Origin of the sequence: Micromonospora siamensis (genome assembly GCF_900090305.1) — a bacterium.
GTDB lineage: Bacteria > Actinomycetota > Actinomycetes > Mycobacteriales > Micromonosporaceae > Micromonospora > Micromonospora siamensis.
In genome coordinates, this window is sequence record NZ_LT607751.1 from 2872864 (window position 1) to 2889743 (window position 16880).

13 protein-coding genes are annotated in these 16880 nt (G+C 73.3%); 7 read left to right on the forward strand and 6 right to left on the reverse strand.

The features are described 5' to 3' along the window. Window positions 1-585: 585 nt before the first annotated feature. The 3 genes from GA0074704_RS13180 to GA0074704_RS13190 are packed head-to-tail and all read right to left on the reverse strand — an operon-like array spanning window position 586 to window position 4012. A complete protein-coding gene (locus GA0074704_RS13180; RefSeq protein ID WP_088970779.1) occupies window positions 586-1347 on the reverse strand; it encodes a succinate dehydrogenase/fumarate reductase iron-sulfur subunit in 762 nt (253 codons plus the stop codon). Continuing rightward, window positions 1344-3278 (reverse strand): fumarate reductase/succinate dehydrogenase flavoprotein subunit, encoded by a 1935-nt coding sequence (locus tag GA0074704_RS13185; protein ID WP_088970780.1) that lies wholly within the window; start codon window positions 3276-3278, stop codon window positions 1344-1346. The genes GA0074704_RS13180 and GA0074704_RS13185 overlap by 4 nt, the downstream gene beginning before the upstream one ends. A gap of 2 nt (window positions 3279-3280) precedes the next feature. Continuing rightward, entirely contained in the window at window positions 3281-4012 is a 732-nt protein-coding gene (locus GA0074704_RS13190) for a succinate dehydrogenase cytochrome b subunit (protein ID WP_172880536.1), read from the reverse strand. Between the two features lie 35 nt (window positions 4013-4047). Between GA0074704_RS13190 and GA0074704_RS13195 the strand changes: the two genes are divergently transcribed. Then, window positions 4048-4992, forward strand: a complete 945-nt coding sequence (locus GA0074704_RS13195; protein ID WP_088970781.1) for a LysR family transcriptional regulator — start codon at window positions 4048-4050, stop codon at window positions 4990-4992. A 112-nt stretch (window positions 4993-5104) separates the two neighbouring features. After that, the gene (locus GA0074704_RS13200; RefSeq protein WP_157743669.1) at window positions 5105-6130 is read left to right on the forward strand and encodes a potassium channel family protein; all 1026 of its coding nucleotides are present in this window, start codon (window positions 5105-5107) and stop codon (window positions 6128-6130) included. A gap of 14 nt (window positions 6131-6144) precedes the next feature. On the opposite strand, the gene hrpA is transcribed toward GA0074704_RS13200, so the two are convergent. Together hrpA and GA0074704_RS13210 are read right to left on the reverse strand one after the other, a co-directional pair. Further along, window positions 6145-10185, reverse strand: a complete 4041-nt coding sequence (gene hrpA, locus GA0074704_RS13205) for an ATP-dependent RNA helicase HrpA (protein WP_088970783.1) — start codon at window positions 10183-10185, stop codon at window positions 6145-6147. A gap of 90 nt (window positions 10186-10275) precedes the next feature. Beyond that, window positions 10276-11580: an MFS transporter gene (locus GA0074704_RS13210; RefSeq protein ID WP_088970784.1), complete on the reverse strand. Its 1305-nt coding sequence runs from the start codon at window positions 11578-11580 to the stop codon at window positions 10276-10278. Between the two features lie 61 nt (window positions 11581-11641). On the opposite strand from GA0074704_RS13210, the gene GA0074704_RS13215 reads away from it, so the two are divergent. The 3 genes from GA0074704_RS13215 (at window position 11642) to GA0074704_RS13225 (ending at window position 13679) form a co-directional block, all read left to right on the forward strand. Then, window positions 11642-12202: a CGNR zinc finger domain-containing protein gene (locus tag GA0074704_RS13215; RefSeq protein WP_088970785.1), complete on the forward strand. Its 561-nt coding sequence runs from the start codon at window positions 11642-11644 to the stop codon at window positions 12200-12202. Window positions 12203-12263: 61 nt separating this feature from the next. After that, on the forward strand, window positions 12264-12731 hold the full coding sequence (locus tag GA0074704_RS13220; protein WP_088970786.1) for a cytidine deaminase family protein: 468 nt from the start codon (window positions 12264-12266) through the stop codon (window positions 12729-12731). 84 nt (window positions 12732-12815) lie between these two features. After that, window positions 12816-13679 (forward strand): phytanoyl-CoA dioxygenase family protein, encoded by an 864-nt coding sequence (locus GA0074704_RS13225; protein ID WP_088970787.1) that lies wholly within the window; start codon window positions 12816-12818, stop codon window positions 13677-13679. Between the two features lie 6 nt (window positions 13680-13685). On the opposite strand, the gene GA0074704_RS13230 is transcribed toward GA0074704_RS13225, so the two are convergent. Beyond that, entirely contained in the window at window positions 13686-14627 is a 942-nt protein-coding gene (locus tag GA0074704_RS13230; RefSeq protein WP_088970788.1) for a MerR family transcriptional regulator, read from the reverse strand. 119 nt (window positions 14628-14746) lie between these two features. On the opposite strand from GA0074704_RS13230, the gene GA0074704_RS13235 reads away from it, so the two are divergent. Both GA0074704_RS13235 and GA0074704_RS13240 read left to right on the forward strand, forming a co-directional pair. After that, window positions 14747-15793 (forward strand): FecCD family ABC transporter permease, encoded by a 1047-nt coding sequence (locus tag GA0074704_RS13235; protein WP_088970789.1) that lies wholly within the window; start codon window positions 14747-14749, stop codon window positions 15791-15793. Next, complete coding sequence (locus GA0074704_RS13240; protein ID WP_231926849.1) at window positions 15790-16875, forward strand: FecCD family ABC transporter permease; 1086 nt, start codon at window positions 15790-15792, stop codon at window positions 16873-16875. The genes GA0074704_RS13235 and GA0074704_RS13240 overlap by 4 nt, the downstream gene beginning before the upstream one ends. Window positions 16876-16880 lie beyond the last annotated feature (5 nt).

The following is a 16880-nucleotide window of genomic DNA, read 5'->3' on the forward strand; positions in this document are numbered from 1 at the left end:
GGTGCCGTCCATGGGACTGCTACCCGGGAGAACGGGCTTGAACCGATGCGTGGGCCACCTTCGCGGCGGCGGGATCTCCGTGCGGAGGTGGGCGGCGTCACCCGACCGGTCCGTGGGGCCGGCGCCTTGGCGGAACCCGCCCGCCCGGTTGGTCGAGGGCCTCGCCGGCGGTCACCGACGGTCAGCCGCGCGCCGCCAGCGAGGTCCACCCCGGGCCGCTCTGCTCTGCTCGCCCCGACGCAACACTACTCACCGTCACCGGGATGGCAGGCTGGTTCGCTGAGGTGACGGCGAGGAAGCACTGTTCAGGGCGGTGTTGCGCGGGCGGCAGCAGAGCAAAGACGCGCGGCGGGGGCGGCGGGAGCCCGGCCAGGGTCACGTCGGGTGACTGGCCAGGCGGCCGCCACTTGCCGTACGGAGAGTCGTCATTGCGGCCACGCATGCGCCGTCCCCGAGGCCGGAGACCGCGTACCGCCGGTCGTGGTCGGCCGGTTGTCGCGTCACCGGGTACGAAACCGCCGGCCGCCGCGCCCGAAGGGGGCGTGGCGGCCGGCGGTCAGGACGGGTCCGGACGATCGGGCGGTGTCAGGCGCCCGGGGTGTCCCCGCGCTTGGCGGTCGCCGCGAGGTAGTCGCGGTTGAGCCGGCCGATGGTGTTCAGCGGGATGCCCTTCGGGCAGACCGCGGTGCACTCACCGGCGTTGGTGCAGCCACCGAAGCCGGCCTCGTCGTGCGCGTCCACCATGCCGATCACCCGGGTGTACCGCTCCGGCTGGCCCTGCGGGACCAGCGACAGCTGGGTGATCTTGGCGGCGGTGAAGAGCATGCCGGAACCGTTCGGGCAGGCCGCCACGCAGGCGCCGCAGCCGATGCAGGCCGCCGACTCGAAGGCGGCGTCCGCGTTGGCCTTGGCCACCGGCACGGAGTGCGCCTCGGGGGCGCTGCCGGTCGGCGCGGTGATGTAACCACCCGCGGCGATGATCTTGTCGAAGGCGCCGCGGTTGACCACCAGGTCCTTGATGACCGGGAAGGCCCGGGCCCGCCACGGCTCGATGTCGATCGTCTCGCCGTCGGAGAACTGCCGCATGTGCAGCTGGCACGCGGTGGTGCCGCGCTGCGGCCCGTGCGCGTCACCGTTGATCATCAGGCCGCACATGCCGCAGATGCCCTCGCGGCAGTCGTGGTCGAACGCCACCGGCTCCTCCCCGCTGAGGATGAGCCGCTCGTTGAGCACGTCGAGCATCTCCAGGAACGACATGTCCGGGGAGATGTCCTCGACCGGGTAGGTCACCATCCGACCCTTGTCGTTGGGGCCGTCCTGGCGCCAGATGCGCAGGGTCAGGTTCACTTGTAGCTCCGCTGCGTGGGGTGGACGTACTCGAACTTCAGGTCTTCCTTGTGCAGCACCGGCTCGCTGGGCCCGCCGTACTCCCAGGCCGCCACGTAGGCGAACCGGTCGTCGTCGCGCTGCGCCTCGCCGTCCGGGGTCTGGTGCTCGGCCCGGAAGTGACCGCCGCAGGACTCCTCGCGGTGCAGCGCGTCGATGCACATCAGCTCGGCCAGCTCGAAGAAGTCGGCCACCCGGCCGGCCTTCTCCAGCGACTGGTTGAGCCCCTCGCCGTCGCCCGGGACCTTGACCCGCTGCCAGAACTCGTCGCGCAGCGCCCGGATCTGGTCGATCGCCTTGCGCAGGCCGGCGTCGGAGCGCTCCATGCCGCAGTGCTCCCACATGATCTGACCCAGCTCGCGGTGGAACGAGTCGACCGTCCGGTCACCGTCCACGGCCAGCAGCCGGGCGATCCGGTCCTCGACGTCCCGCCGGGCGGCGACCGCCTCCGGGTGACTCGGCTCCACCTTCTCCAGCGGGCCGGAGGCCAGGTAGTTGGCCAACGTGTTCGGCAGCACGAAGTAGCCGTCCGCGAGGCCCTGCATCAGCGCCGAGGCACCGAGCCGGTTCGCGCCGTGGTCGGAGAAGTTGGCCTCCCCGATTACGAACAGGCCGGGGATGCTCGACTGGAGGTCGTAGTCGACCCAGAGGCCGCCCATCGTGTAGTGCACGGCCGGGTAGATCCGCATCGGGACCTCGTACGGGTCCTCGCCGGTGATCCGCTCGTACATCTCGAAGAGGTTGCCGTACTTGGCCTCGATGGCCTTGCGGCCGAGCCGGCCGATCGCGTCGGCGAAGTCGAGGTAGACGCCGAGCTTGGTCGGACCGACGCCACGACCCTCGTCGCAGACGTTCTTCGCGGCGCGGGAGGCGATGTCCCGGGGGACCAGGTTGCCGAAGGAGGGGTAGATCCGCTCCAGGTAGTAGTCCCGCTCGTCCTCTCCGATGTCCTTCGGGTTGCGGTCGTCGCCCTTGGCCTTCGGCACCCAGACCCGGCCGTCATTGCGCAGCGACTCGCTCATCAGGGTCAGCTTCGACTGGTGGTCGCCGGAGACCGGGATGCAGGTCGGGTGGATCTGCGTGTAGCAGGGGTTGGCGAAGTACGCGCCCTTGCGGTGCGCCCGCCAGGTGGCGGTGACGTTGCAGCCCTTGGCGTTCGTGGAGAGGTAGAAGACGTTGCCGTAGCCGCCGGAGGCGAGCACCACCGCGTCGGCCATCTCGGTGCTGATCTCACCGGTGACCAGGTCGCGGACGACGATGCCGCGGGCCTTGCCGTCGACGATGACCAGCTCCAGCATCTCGTGCCGGGCGTTCATCTCCACGTTGCCCAGGCCGATCTGCCGCTCCAGCGCCTGGTACGCGCCGAGCAGCAGCTGCTGGCCCGTCTGACCCCGGGCGTAGAAGGTGCGCTGCACCTGGGCGCCGCCGAACGAGCGGGTGTCCAGCAGGCCGCCGTACTCGCGGGCGAACGGGACGCCCTGGGCGACGCACTGGTCGATGATGTTCACCGACACCTCGGCCAGCCGGTGCACGTTCGACTCGCGGGAGCGGAAGTCGCCGCCCTTGACGGTGTCGTAGAAGAGCCGGTGCACCGAGTCGCCGTCGTTGCGGTAGTTCTTGGCGGCGTTGATGCCACCCTGGGCGGCGATCGAGTGCGCCCGGCGCGGGCTGTCCTGGTAGCAGTAGGACTTGACGCGGTAGCCCTGCTCGGCGAGGGTCGCGGCGGCCGAGCCGCCGGCCAGGCCGGTGCCGACCACGATCACCGTCATCTTGCGGCGGTTGGCGGGGTTGACCAGCTTCGCCTCGAACCGGCGGGTCTCCCAGCGGTTCTCGATCGGCCCCTCCGGGGCCCTGGTGTCGGCGATCGGGTCGCCCTCGGTGTAGAGATCCATGGTCAGGACACCAATCCGGTGAGTACGGCGAACGGGACCACCAGGTAGCCGGCGCAGAGCGCCACGGCGAAGACCAGCGCGGCGGTACGCGCCCGGCGCTCGCCCTTCGGGGTCTGCTGTCCGAGGCTGCGGAACGCGCTGAAGGCGCCGTGGCGCAGGTGGAAGCCGACCGTGACGATCGCCAGGGTGTAGAAGAGCGTGACGTACCAGCGTTCCGGGGCGAAGTCGGCGACCACGTTGCCGTACGGGTTGCTGGCGTCGCCCTGGGGGTTCAGGTGACCGGTGGTCAGGTCCAGGATGTGGTAGATCACGAAGAGCAGGATGATCACCCCACCCCAGCGCATGGTCCGGGCGGCGTAGCTGCCGTTGACCTTCTTGCGGTGGGCGTACTTCACCGGGCGCGCGGCGCTGGCGCGCCGGGCCAGCACGGTGGCGGCGACGATGTGCGCGACCACGGCGCCGGTGAGGACGGCTCGCTGGATCCACAGGTACCAGGTCTCGGGCAGCAGCGGCGTGCCGATGCCCCGCAACCAGTGCGCGTAGTGGTCGAACGACGTCTCGCCGGTGAAGATCTTGAGGTTCCCCAGCATGTGCACGATGAGGAACAGCGCCAGCAGGATGCCCGTCACCGCCATGACGGCCTTCAGGCCGACGTTCGAACGGATGGGCGACCGAGTTTTCGTGATTACCACCTGACCGACGCTAGGAGCAGTTTGATCAGTCGTCCAATGCATCGACCTCGTAGTCTTGATAGCCATAAGCTATGTAGATGCAGCTCCATCAGCTCCGGTACTTCGTCGCGGTCGCAGAAGTACGACATTTCACCCAAGCCGCCGACCTGGTGGGGATAACCCAGCCCTCGTTGAGTAAGCAAATTCACGCCCTGGAGACCGACCTCGGGGCCCCGCTCTTCGAACGGGTAAGGGGCAACATCGCCCTCACCGCGGCCGGCGAGGTGCTGCTGCCGCTGGCCAAGCGGATCCTCGCCGACGTGGACACCGCCACCCGGGAGGTGCAGGAGCTGGTCGGGCTGCGCCGCGGCCGGGTACGCCTCGGGGCCACCCCCAGCCTGGCCACCTCGCTGGCCCCGCCGGTGCTGCGCCGGTTCCGCGACGCGCACCCCACCGTCGACCTGCGGGTGGTCGAGGGCGGCTCACAGGACCTGGTCCGCGACCTGCTCCGCGGCGACCTGGACCTGGCCCTGATCATCATGCCGTCCAGCGGCGGCGACCCGGGCCTGCGCGCCGATGCGATCCTGCGGGAGAGCCTGGTGGTCGCCTCGGTCGAGCCGCTGCCCGCCGCCGAGGACACCGGCGAACTGCGGATCGGCGACCTGCGTGACCAGCCGCTGGTGATGTTCCGCGAGGGCTACGACCTGCGCGACGCCACCCTTCAGGCCTGCCGGGAGGCCGGCTTCGAGCCGACTCTCGCCGTCGACGGCGGCGAGATGGACGCCGTGCTGAGCTTCGTCGAGGCCGGCCTCGGTGTCGCCCTGGTGCCCGGCATCGTGGTGGCCCGCCGCCCGGGCGTCCGGGTGACCCGCCTCGCCCCGCCCGGCGTGCGCCGCACCATCGCCGTCGCCCGCCGCCGCGACGTCGTCCCCACCCACGCCGGCCGCGAGCTGCGCCGCATCCTGCTGGAGTACGTCCACGACGCCACCGCCGCCGCCGACCTGCCCCCCGGGGTGGAGCCGCTCGAGGCACACCGAAATTGACCTTCGGGTTGCGGCCACTCCGAACCTGTCCGAGGTTGGTACGACCTGGCCGTCCCCCGGCGTCCAGGCCAGCGACCGCGGAAAGAGACAGCGACCGCGGAAAGAGACAGTGGTGGAGTTTGTGAGTGCGGTGCTGATCACTCTGGGTGTGCTCGTGGTGCTGGTCGTCGTGGTCGACACCACGTTGACCACGATGTCGCTCCGCGGCGGTGCCGGTCCGCTGACCAGCCGGTTGGCGGAGACGGTGTGGCGGGCGATGTGCCGGCTGGCCGGCCCCGGTCCCGGCCGGCACCGGCTGCTCGGCTGGGCCGGCACGGTCGTGCTCCTGATCACCTTCCTGACCTGGGTCGCCGGCCTGTGGGTGGGATGGTTCCTGGTGTTCAGCGCCGAACCCGAGTCGGTACTCGACCAGTACGGCCGGCCGGCCGACGGCTGGTCGCGGCTCTACTACTCCGGGTTCTCGATCTTCACCCTGGGCGTCGGCGACTACACGCCCGGCACGACGAGCGCCCAGGTGTCCACGAGTCTCGCCGTGCTCACCGGACTGTTCCTGGTCACTCTCGGCATCACCTACCTCCTGCAGGTGGTGTCGGCGGTGGTCGACAAGCGGACCGTCGCCGGCCACATCGCCGCCCTGGGCGACGACCCGGTCGACATCGTGCGCCGGGGGTGGACCCCGGACGGTTTCTCGCCGATGTTCACCCAGCACCTCACCAGCCTGACCCCCGAGGTGATCCGGCTCGGCGAGCGGCACGTGGCGTTTCCGGTCCTGCACTACTTCCATGCCCACCACCGGGCGGAGGCCGCGCCGGTGGCGATGACCGTGCTGGACGGGGCGGTGCTCCTGCTGCGCCACGGCGTGCGTCCCGCCGACCGGCCGGACGTCGGCGCGGTGGACCCGCTGGCCCGGGCGCTACGCCAACTGGTCCGTACCTTGGAAGGGTCGTTCATTCCGGTGCCCGACGTCCCGCTGAACCCGCCGAGCCTGGACGCCGTCGCCCGGTCGGGCGTCCCGGTCGTCGACCCGCAGACGTACGAGCAGTCCGTGGAGGACTGCCGCGGCCAACGCTGCGGCCTGCGCGGCTGGTGCGCCAGCGACGGGTGGACCGAGCAGGATCTGAGCCTGGCCGCGGACTGACCCCGTCCCGGCCGTCAGCGCCCCTCGGCGTCGTCCATCGCCCGGTAGATCCGCTGCTCGGAGACGGGATAGGGGGTGCCCAGCGCCTGGGCGAAGACGTTCACCCGCAGCTCCTCGATCATCCAGCGGATCTGCCGGGCGGCGACCGACTGCCGCTTCGCCGGGGGCAGCGCGGCCAGCATGTCCTGGTATTCCCTCTGCACCACCGCGATCCGGTCCTGCTGAGACTTGTCCCGCTGGGGGTTTCCGGCCAGCCGGTCCAGCCGCCGCTCGATCGCGGTGAGGTAGCGCAGCAGGTCCGGCAGGCGGGCGTAGCCGGCCTCGGTGATGAAGCCGGGGTGCACCAGGCCGGAGAGCTGGTTGCGGATGTCGGCCAGGGCGGCCACCACGGCCAGGTTGCGGGTGGCGCCGAGGCGCTGCTCCACCGCGTACGCCGAGGCGAGCACGCCCCGGACCCGGTCCATCACCTCGACCACCGTGTCCACCAGGTCGGCGCGGACCCGCTCCCGCAGGGCGGCGAACCCCTCGGCGTCCCAGGCGGGGCCGCCCGCGTCGGCGATCAGCTTGTCGATGGCGGCTCCTGCGGCGTCGGAGATCAACGCCTGCACCCCGCCGTGCGGGTTGCGGGACAGCGCCAGCTTCGCCTCGTTCGAGAGCCGCCCCTGGAGGAACTTCGCCGGGGACGGCACGGTGAGCCGGAGCAGCCGGCGGGTGCCCGCCCAGTGCGCGGCCTCCTGCTCGGCGGGGGAGTCGAACACCTTCACCCCGACCGTGGCGCCCTCGTCGACCAGGGCCGGGTACGCGGTCACCGCGTAGCCTGCGCGCACCTGCTCGATGGTCCGGGGCAGCGCGCCGATGCCCCACTCCTTCAGGCCCGTGCGGGCGACGTCCGGCGCGGCGGCGGCGACGACCTGGCGTACCTCCTGACGGAGCCGGCGTTGCAGGTCCGGCAGGTCCTTGCCCTCGGCGACCGGCTTGTTCTCCTCGTCGAGGATCCGGAAGCTGACCCGCAGGTGCGCCGGCAGCCGGGCGGTGTCCCAGGCGTCGCGGGGCACCGTCACCCCGGTCATCCGGCGCAGCTGGGCGGTGAGCGCGTCGAGCAGCGGCTCCCTGCCGGCCGGCATGGCGGCCAGGGCGGCCCGGGCGTAGTCGGGGACCGGCACGAAGTTGCGCCGGACCGCCTTGGGCAGCGACCGGATCAGCGCGATGACCAGTTCCTCGCGCAGGCCGGGCACCTGCCAGTCGAAGCTCTCCGCCGGCACCTGGTTGAGCAGCGGCAGCGGGATGTCCACGGTGACGCCGTCGGTGGGCGCGGTGGGGTCGAAGGTGTACGTCAGCGGCAGGTTCACCCCGTCGGCCGACCACTCGTCCGGGTAGTCGGCCTCGTCGACGCCGCCCCGGCCGGCGTTGACCAGCAGTTCCCGGGTGAAGGTGAGCAGTTCCGGGGTCTCCCGCCGGGCCTTCTTCCACCACGAGTCGAAGTGCCGGCCGGAGACGACGTCGGCGGGGACGCGCTCGTCGTAGAACTGGAAGATGGTCTCGTCGTCGACCAGGATGTCGCGGCGGCGGGCCCGGTTCTCCAGCTCCTCCACCTCGGTCAGCAGCTTCTGGTTGTCGGCCCAGAACTGGTGGTGGGTGGACCAGTCGCCCTCGACCAGGGCGTGCCGGATGAACAGCTCCCGGCTCAACGTCGGGTCGATCCGCCCGAAGTTGACCTTGCGGGAGGTGACGATCGGGATGCCGTAGAGGGTGACCTTCTCGTAGGCCATCACCGCGGCCTGCTTCTTCTCCCAGTGCGGCTCGCTGTAGCTGCGCTTGACCAGGTGCTGGGCCAGGGGCTCCACCCACTCGGGCTCGACCCGGCCGGCGACCCGGCCGAAGAGCCGGGAGGTCTCCACCAGCTCGGCGGCCATCACCCAGCGCGGTGGCTTCCGGAACAGCGCCGACCCGGGGAAGATCATGAACTTCGCGCCACGCGCGCCCAGGTACTCGTGCTTCTGGGCGTCCTTGAGCCCGAGGTGCGACAGCAGGCCGGGCAGCAGCGACTGGTGCACCTTCGGGGTGTCGATCTCCTCGGGCAGGTCCGCGGCGACCCCGCGCCGATCGCCGTCGCCGGCCGGCTCGCCTCCGCCGCGCCGCGCACGCCGCCCGTCACCCGGCTCGGGGGTACGCAGCACCTGGCGCAGTTGGCTGACGATGTCCTGCCACTCCCGCACCCGCAGGTAGTTGAGATATTCGGCCTTGCACATCCGCCGGAACGCGCTGGACGACAGCTCCCGCTGCTGCTCGCGCAGGTACCGCCACAGGTTGAGGTACGCGACGAAGTCCGACTCCTTGTCGGCGAACCGGGCGTGCGCCTGGTCGGCCTGGGCCTGCTTGTCGGCGGGCCGCTCGCGCGGGTCCTGGATGGACAGCGCGGCGGCGATCACCACCACCTCGGTGGCGCAGCCGTTGCGCTCGCCCTCGATCACCATCCGGGCCAGCCGCGGGTCGACCGGAAGCTGGGCGAGCCGCCGGCCCAGCGCGGTGAGCCGCTTCTCCGGGTCGGTCTCGGCCGGGTTCAGCGCGCCCAGCTCGTGCAGCAGGTTGACGCCGTCGGTGACGTTGCGCCGGTCCGGTGGGTCGATGAACGGGAACGCGGCGACGTCGCCGAGCCCGATCGAGGTCATCTGGAGGATGACCGAGGCCAGGTTGGTGCGCAGGATCTCCGGGTCGGTGAACTCGGGCCGGGACGCGAAGTCCTGCTCGTCGTAGAGCCGGATGCAGATGCCGTCCGAGGTACGCCCGCAGCGACCCTTGCGCTGGTTGGCGCTGGCCTGCGAGACCGGCTCGATCGGCAGCCGCTGCACCTTCAGCCGGCTGGAGTAGCGGGAGATCCGGGCCGTGCCCGGGTCCACCACGTACTTGATGCCGGGCACGGTCAGCGAGGTCTCCGCGACGTTGGTGGCCAGCACCACCCGACGGTTGGTGTGCGCGGCGAAGACCCGGTGCTGCTCGGCGGCCGAGAGCCGGGCGTACAGCGGCAGGATCTCGGTACCCAGCAGCGACCGCTTGTTCTGCACCAGCTTGGCCAGCGCGTCGGCGGTGTCCCGGATCTCCCGCTCGCCGCTGAGGAAGACCAGGATGTCGCCCGGCCCCTCGGCGGCCAGCTCCTGCACCGCGTCGCCGATGGCCTGGATCTGGTCGCGGACGTTCTCGCCGTCGGCGTCGTCCTCCTCGTCGGCCTCGGTGACCTCGACCAGCGGCCGGTACCGCACCTCCACCGGGTAGGTACGGCCGGAGACCTCGACGATCGGCGCGGGCCGGCCGTCGGCGTCGGCGAAGTGCTGGGCGAACCGGTCGGTCTCGATGGTCGCCGAGGTGATGATCACCTTGAGGTCGGGGCGGCGGGGGAGGAGCTGCCGGACGTAGCCGAGGATGAAGTCGATGTTGAGGCTGCGCTCGTGCGCCTCGTCGATGATCAGCGTGTCGTACTGCCGGAGCATCCGGTCGGTCTGGAGCTCGGCCAGGAGGATGCCGTCGGTCATCAGCTTGACCAGGCTGTTCTCGCCCACCTGGTCGGTGAAGCGGACCTTGTAGCCGACCACGTCGCCCAGCTCGGTGCCGAGCTCCTCGGCGATCCGGTCGGCGACGGTGCGGGCGGCCAGCCGGCGGGGCTGGGTGTGCCCGATCAGGCCGGTGATGCCGCGCCCCAGCTCCAGGCAGATCTTGGGCAGCTGGGTGGTCTTGCCGGAGCCGGTCTCGCCGGCCACGATCACCACCTGGTGGTCGCGGATCGCCGCGGCGATGTCGTCGCGACGCTCGCTGACCGGCAGCTGCGGCGGGTACGTGATCGTCGGCACCGCGGCCCGCCGGCTGGCCAGCCGGGCCTGCGCCCGGTCCATCTCGGCGGTGATCTCGACGAGCGCGCTCTCCCGGCGCTGCGGATCCCTCAACCGGCGTACGCCGTCGAGCCGCCGTTGCAGCCGGCGCTGGTCGCGGAACATCAGGTCGGGCAGGCGGCGGTGCAGCTCGCGGACGGGATCGGACGCGGCGGAGGCGGGTGGAGTCTGCATGTCGTCGCCAAGGATAGGCAGGCGGGCCGACGTTCGCCCCCGGGTTACCGCCCCGCCGTCGTGCCCGGCCGGCCTCCGCCGCCGCTCGGGTCACCGGCCGGGTGCCGTCCGGGCGTCGGCACGGGCCGGACGCGGGGACGGCGGCGCCGTGCCGGTGGCCGGGCGGGCGTCCTCGGGGCGGCGCAGGGTACGGATCCGCCGGGTGAACATCGGCAGTGCGGAGACGGCCAGGCCGGCTGCCCCGACCGCGACCGCACCCCGGCTGCCCAGCGTCGAACCGAGCGCTCCGCCGGCCGCGGCACCGATCGGCAGCACTCCGAAGATCAGCAACCGGTAGCCGCCGTTGCTGCGGGCCAGGGAACCGGTCGGGATGACGATCTGGCGCAGCGTGACCGAGAGCACGTTCGCCGCACCCAGCCCGATCCCGCTGACGAACTGCACGACGGCCAGCCCGGTGGCGAGCGCCATCCCGGAGCCGGGCAGGACGGCGATCAGCAGCGGCGTACCGGTGGAGAGGACGAGCGCGGCCGCGAACGCCCGCCCGTAGCCGAGCCGGTCGGCCGCCCGCAGTGAGGTCACCGTGCCGAGGAAGGCGCCCGCGCCGGCCGCGCTGATCGCCAGGCCGAACAGGCCGGCGCCGAGCTGCCGGTCGGTCACCGCCCAGACCACCAGGTTGACGGTGAGGATCTGCGCCGCGCCGTTGTAGACGGTGGCGTGCGCGGTCATCGCCCGCAGCCAGGGATTGGCCGCGATCACCCGCAGCCCGCCCAGGATCCCGGTCCCCTCCTCCTCCCGTGGCGGCGCCGGTTCCGGGCGCCGGGCCCGGTGCACCCCGACCGCGCTGGCCAGGTAGCTCGCCGCGTCCAGGGCGATCGCCAGCGGCGGACCGGCCAGCTGGGCCAGCCCGCCGGCGATGCCCGGGCCGGCGACCTGGGCGGCGGTGCTGGAGCCCTGGGCGGCCCGGTTGGCGGCGGCCAGGTCTCCCGGCTCGACCAGTGACGGCAGGTAGGCGAAGCTGCCGATGTCGAAGACCACGCCGGCCGCGCCGACGGCCAGCGCCACCGACACCAGCAGCGGCACGGAGAGCAGCCCGCCCAGGTACGCGGCGGGAACGACGGCGAGCGCGGCGGCCCGGACCAGGTCGGCCAGCACCATGATCCGCCGGCGTCGGCGGCGTTCCAGCCAGTGACCGACGAGCAGCGGCAGCAGCAGGTTGGGCAGGTAGCCGGCGGTGGCGACGGCCGCGACCCCGGCGGCACCGGCGTCCAGGGTCAGCGAGGCGACCAGGGGCAGGGCCACCGCGGTGACCTGGCTGCCCACCGCCGACACGGTGTGTCCGGCCCAGAACCAGCGGAAGTCGCGGTTGCGGGCGAGCAGGCCCGATCTCGTTACCATCTGAACCCCACTATCCAGTAACGGTTACCGGTTGACCCTCCCATGCCGGTACGTTTTCCGCATGCGACAGCCCGGTGACCGCGCCCCCGCACCGGCTCCGCTCGCCTTGGTGCAGGACCTGGCCAACACCGCCGACATCGAGGCGGGGCGGGACGAGCTGCGGACCGTCGACGAGCTGACGGCGTTCTGCGCGGCGCACGACGTGCCGGCGATCGCGCTGACCGACGCGGACGTGGCGCGGGCCCGCCGGCTGCGCGAGGCGTTGCGCGACGTCTGTCAGGCGCACACCGGCACCGACCTGCCGGCCGAGGCCGGCCAGCTGCTCGCCGAGCAGTTCCGGGCGGCGCCGCTGATGGTCACCTTCGGTCCGGACGGGCGGGCCGGCGCGGCGCCAGTGCCCGGGTTGGGTGGCGTCGACGTGCTGGTCGCCGAGGTGGGGCGCGCTGTCCTCGCGGCGGTGGCAGACGGCACCTGGCTGCGGCTCAAGGCGTGCGCGGCGCACGGCTGCCGGTGGGTCTACTACGACCACAGTCCCGGCGGGCGCAGCCGCTGGTGCACGATGAGCATCTGCGGCGCCCGGGCCAAGATGCGCGCCTTCCGGGACCGCAACCGGCCCGGCTGACCGGGATCGCCGGGCGGCCCGGCTAGAGTGGCCGCCGACCCACCCCGTGGACGGAGGCCAGATGAAGGAGACCGACCGGGCCCTGGTGCAGGCCGCCACGGCGGTGGCGAAGCTGCGCTGCCGAAGTGAGAACCACACCGTCGCCGCCGCGGTGCGTACGGTCGACGGCCGGGTGTTCACCGGGGTGAACGTCTACCACTTCACCGGTGGCCCGTGCGCCGAGCTGGTCGCGCTGGGTGCGGCCGCCACCCAGGGGGCGGGGGAGCTGGAGGCGATCGTCGCGGTCGGGGACCGGGGTCGGGGCGTGCTGGCCCCGTGCGGTCGCTGCCGGCAGGTGCTGGCGGACCACCACCCGTCGATCCGGGTGATCGTCGGGCCGATGGACGCGCTGCGGCTGCTGCCGGTCACCGACCTGCTGCCCGAGACGTACGTCTGGGCGGACCAGCAGCTGGACCCGGCCCTGACCGTCCGGACCGGTCAGTGGCCGATGCCGGCGGTGCCCGGCAGCCGTCCCGCCTCCGAGGACTGAGCCCACCGCGGGTGCCGTCCGGCACCTCTTGCGGACGTTCTACAACGTTGTAATACTCGGGTCGTCCGCCGACGAGGAGGCCCGATGACCCCGCCCGCCACCCCGGCCACCAGCCACCCGGCCGCCCCCGCCGACGAGGCCGAGACCCCGGTCGAGGCGCTCGGTGACCTCTACCGCGACGGCATCACCGCCTGCCGGGGCGCGTTCTCCCCGGACTGGGTCCGGCGGGTCGGCGAGGACGTCGACGCCGCCTTCGAGGAGGCCCGCTCCCGGCCCGACGGCGCCGTCGGCCGCGGATTCCAGCGGTGGTACGTCGAGATCCACCCCGAGCAGCTGCGCGGTTTCGTCGACCTGGTCACCCACCCGTGGGTGGTGTCGGTCTGCCGCGCCGTCCTCGGCCCCGCGTACGAGATCGTCGAGCTGGGCTTCGACATCCCGTTCCCCGGCGCGGCCATGCAGCCCTGGCACCGGGACTTCCCGATGCCGGAGGAGACCCGGCTGCGGCGCCGGCTCACCTCGCTGGCCTTCAACCTGACCACGGTGGACACCGTCGAGGCGATGGGCCCGTTCGAGATCGCCCCGGGCACCCAGTGGGACGACGGGCGGCACTTCGACCACGAGATGTTCCCGCCGAAGGAGCGCTACCCCCGCTACGAGGCCCGCGCCGTGCGCAAGTACCCGAAGCGTGGGGACATCTCGGCGCGCTCCGCCCTCACCGTGCACCGGGGCACCCCGAACGTCAGCGACCTGGCCCGGCCCGTGCTGGTGCTCGGGGTCGACGCCCCCGGCGCCGGCAACGCCGAACACCACGACCTGGCGGTCACCCGGGGCTACTGGGAGAGCCTGCCGGAGCTGGTCCGGGCCCACCTGCGCTGCCCGGTGGTCGACGCGCTGGAGCCGATCCGGCAGAAGCACACCATCGAGGGGCTGGTGATGGGCGCGGAGTGAACGCGCTCAGTCCGCCGCCGCGCGGGTCCGGGCCCGCAGCGCCCGGATCGACCAGTCCAGCACCGGGGTCAGGTTCTCGCCGGGCGGCCAGCCGTTGACCACGGACAGCAGGTGCTCGTACCGCTCCCGGCGCGGGTCGTTCGCGGACTCCAGCCGGTCCAGCAGCCGCCGCCGCAGGTCGGCGTCGTCGGGGCGGCCGCAGAGCCGCGCGTACCGGTCCGTGGCCGCGGCGAGGACCGGGTCGGCCCGGGGCGAGGTGGGGTCCACGCCGGCCGCGAGTGCCGGGCCGACCTGCTGGCGGACCATGGCGACCGCGTCCCGGCGTACGCCCGGGGTGCCGGCCCGGTCGGCCGCGTGCTGCTCCGCCAGCCGGCGCAGGAGGGCCCGGAACTCCGGGTCGAGGGTCAGTTCCGCCAGCTCCACCCAGGCTTCCACCTGGTCGTCGTCGGGGTCGTCTGGCAGCTCCGGGGTCAGCGAGCGGCGGATCCCGCCGAACCCGGCGTCGGCGGGCAGGCCGGTGAAGGCGGCGTCGAGGAGGTCGTCGACCAGGCGCCGCCGCTGCGCCTCGGCCAGGCCGGCGAGCCGGTGCAGGAGGTCGGCCTGCGCCACCGTCGAGTCGCGTCGGGCGATCACGGTCAGCACCGCGCGGCGAAGCCGCAGCAGCCGGATCTGCGTGGCCAGGGCGTCGGCGTGTGCCGCGGCGACCTCGGGAAGCGAGATCTCCCGGTGCACGGCCCGGCGGACCGTGGGCAGGTCCACGCCCAGCTCACGCAGGGTCCGGACCAGGTTCAGCCGGTTCGCCGCCTCGGCGCCGTAACGACGGTGGCCGCTCGGGCCGCGGTCGGTCGGCGGCACGAGGCCCCGGTCCGACCAGAACCGGATGGTCCTGACGGGCAGCCCGGTCCGCCGGGCCAGGTCGCCGATCGAGTAGTGGGTCTCGTCGTCCATGCGCCCACCCTGCCGCCTCCACCCGCTGGAGGTGCAACCCCGCATCGAAGAATCCAAGTTAGGCAACCCTAACTACTCTCTACTAAGGTAAGGCGAACCTAAGTTGAGAGGGGTGATCCGTGCCCACCGTCGCCGTGCGACCCACCCGGGCCGGCAGCCCGAGCCGTCGCGGCACCGGCCGCCGCGTCGCGGTCGCCTCGGCGGCTGCCCTGCTGCTCGCCGCCGCGCTGCTCGCCAGCCTGGCGCTGGGCAGCCGGACCCTCCCGGTGAGCCAGGTGTGGGCCGCCCTGGTCGCCCCGGACGGCGGGGACGCCACCACGATCGTCCGGGAACTGCGGCTGCCGCGTACCGCCCTGGGCCTGGTCGTCGGGCTCGCCCTCGCCCTGGCCGGGGTGCTCTTCCAGGCCGTCACCCGCAACCCGCTCGCCGAGCCGCGCATCCTCGGCGTCAGCGCCGGCGCGTCCTGCGGCGTGGTGCTCGCCATCGCGGTCTTCGGCGTCGGCACCCTCTCCGGGTACGTCTGGTTCGGCGTCGCCGGCGCGCTCCTGGCCGGCCTGCTGGTCCTCGCCGTCGCCAACGGCACCCGCGAGGGCGCCGCCCCGGTCACCCTCGCGCTGGTCGGCGCGGCCCTCGACGCCAGCCTCGCCGCCGTCGTGTACGCGCTGCTCAGCATCGATGCCCGCACCTTCGAGGAGTACCGGTTCTGGGTGGTCGGCGGGCTCACCGGACGGGACGTCGGCGTCGCCGGGCAGGTGCTCCCGTTCGTCCTCGCCGGGACCGCCCTGGCCGCCCTGGTCGCCCGCGGCCTCGACGCGCTCGCCCTCGGCGACGACGTCGCCCGGGCCCTCGGCAACCGGACCGGGCTGGTCCGCCTCGGCGCCGGGGGCGCCGGCGTGCTGCTCACCGGCGCCGCCGTCGCCGCCGCCGGACCGATCGCCTTCGTCGGGCTGGCCGTGCCGCACCTGGCCCGGGCCATGGTCGGCGCCGACCACCGGTGGACCCTGCTGGTCGCCGGGCTGCTCGGGCCGACCCTGCTGCTCGGCGCCGACATCGCCGGCCGGCTGGTCGCCCCGCCCGGCGAGATCCCCGCCGGCATCGTCACCGCCCTGCTCGGCGCCCCACTGCTCGCCCTGCTCGTCCGCCGCGCCCGGGTGGTGACCGCGTGACCGCGCTGCTGCCGGCCGGAGCGCCGCCGACCGGTGACGGCGCCCCGACCATCGCACCGGCCGGACGGGTGCTGCTGCGGGTCGGGCCGGTCGTCGTGCCGTTCCGCCGACGGCCGGTGACGGTGGCCGCCGTGCTGCTCGGGCTGCTCGCCGTCGCCGTGGTGCTCAGCCTCTCGGCCGGCACCCCGTACGTCGCCCCGGCCGACGTGCTGCGCGCGCTCTCCGGCGCCGGCACCCCGTACGACCTGGTGGTGCTGGACCTGCGACTGCCCCGCGCGGCGCTCGCCGCACTGGCCGGGGCGGCCTTCGGGATGGCCGGCACGCTGATCCAGAGCGTGGCCCGCAACCCGCTGGCCAGCCCCGACGTCATCGGCGTCACCCAGGGCGCCGGACTGGCCGCCACCGTCGCCCTCACCACCGGCGCGGCGGCGGTGCTCGTCGCGCCGGCCGCGCTGCTCGGCGGGCTGCTGGCCGCCGCCCTGGTCTTCGCCCTCGGCGCACGACACGGCCTGGCCGCCCAGCGGTTCGTGCTGGCCGGCGTGGCCCTCGCGTTCGCCTTCCGGGCGTCGACCGAGGTGGTCATGCTCGCCGCCGACCCGATCGACGGCCTGCGCGCCCAGCTGTGGCTGATCGGCACCCTGGCCGGCAAGGGCTGGTCGGAGGCCGCCTGGATCGGCGTCACCCTGGCCGTGCTGCTGCCCGTGCTGGCCTGGGCCGGCTGGGCCCTGCGCAGCACCACGCTCGACGACGACACCGCCCGCGGCCTCGGGGTACGCCCCGTCGCCCGGCGGATCGGCCTGGCCGCCACCGGTGTGCTGGTGGCCGCGATGGCCACCGCCCAGGTCGGCGCGGTCGACTTCGTGGCGCTGGTGGCGCCGCAGGTGGCCCGCCGCCTGGTCCGCGCCGAGCGCCCGCCGCTGGTCTGCGCGGCGCTGCTCGGGGCGCTGCTGCTGGTCCTCGCCGACCTGGCCGGCCGCCGGCTGTTCGCCCCCACCCAACTGCCGGCCGGCGTGCTCACCGCGGCCATCGGCGGCCCGTACCTGATGTTCCTGCTGCTGCGGAACCGAGGAAGGCGGTCGTGACCGCG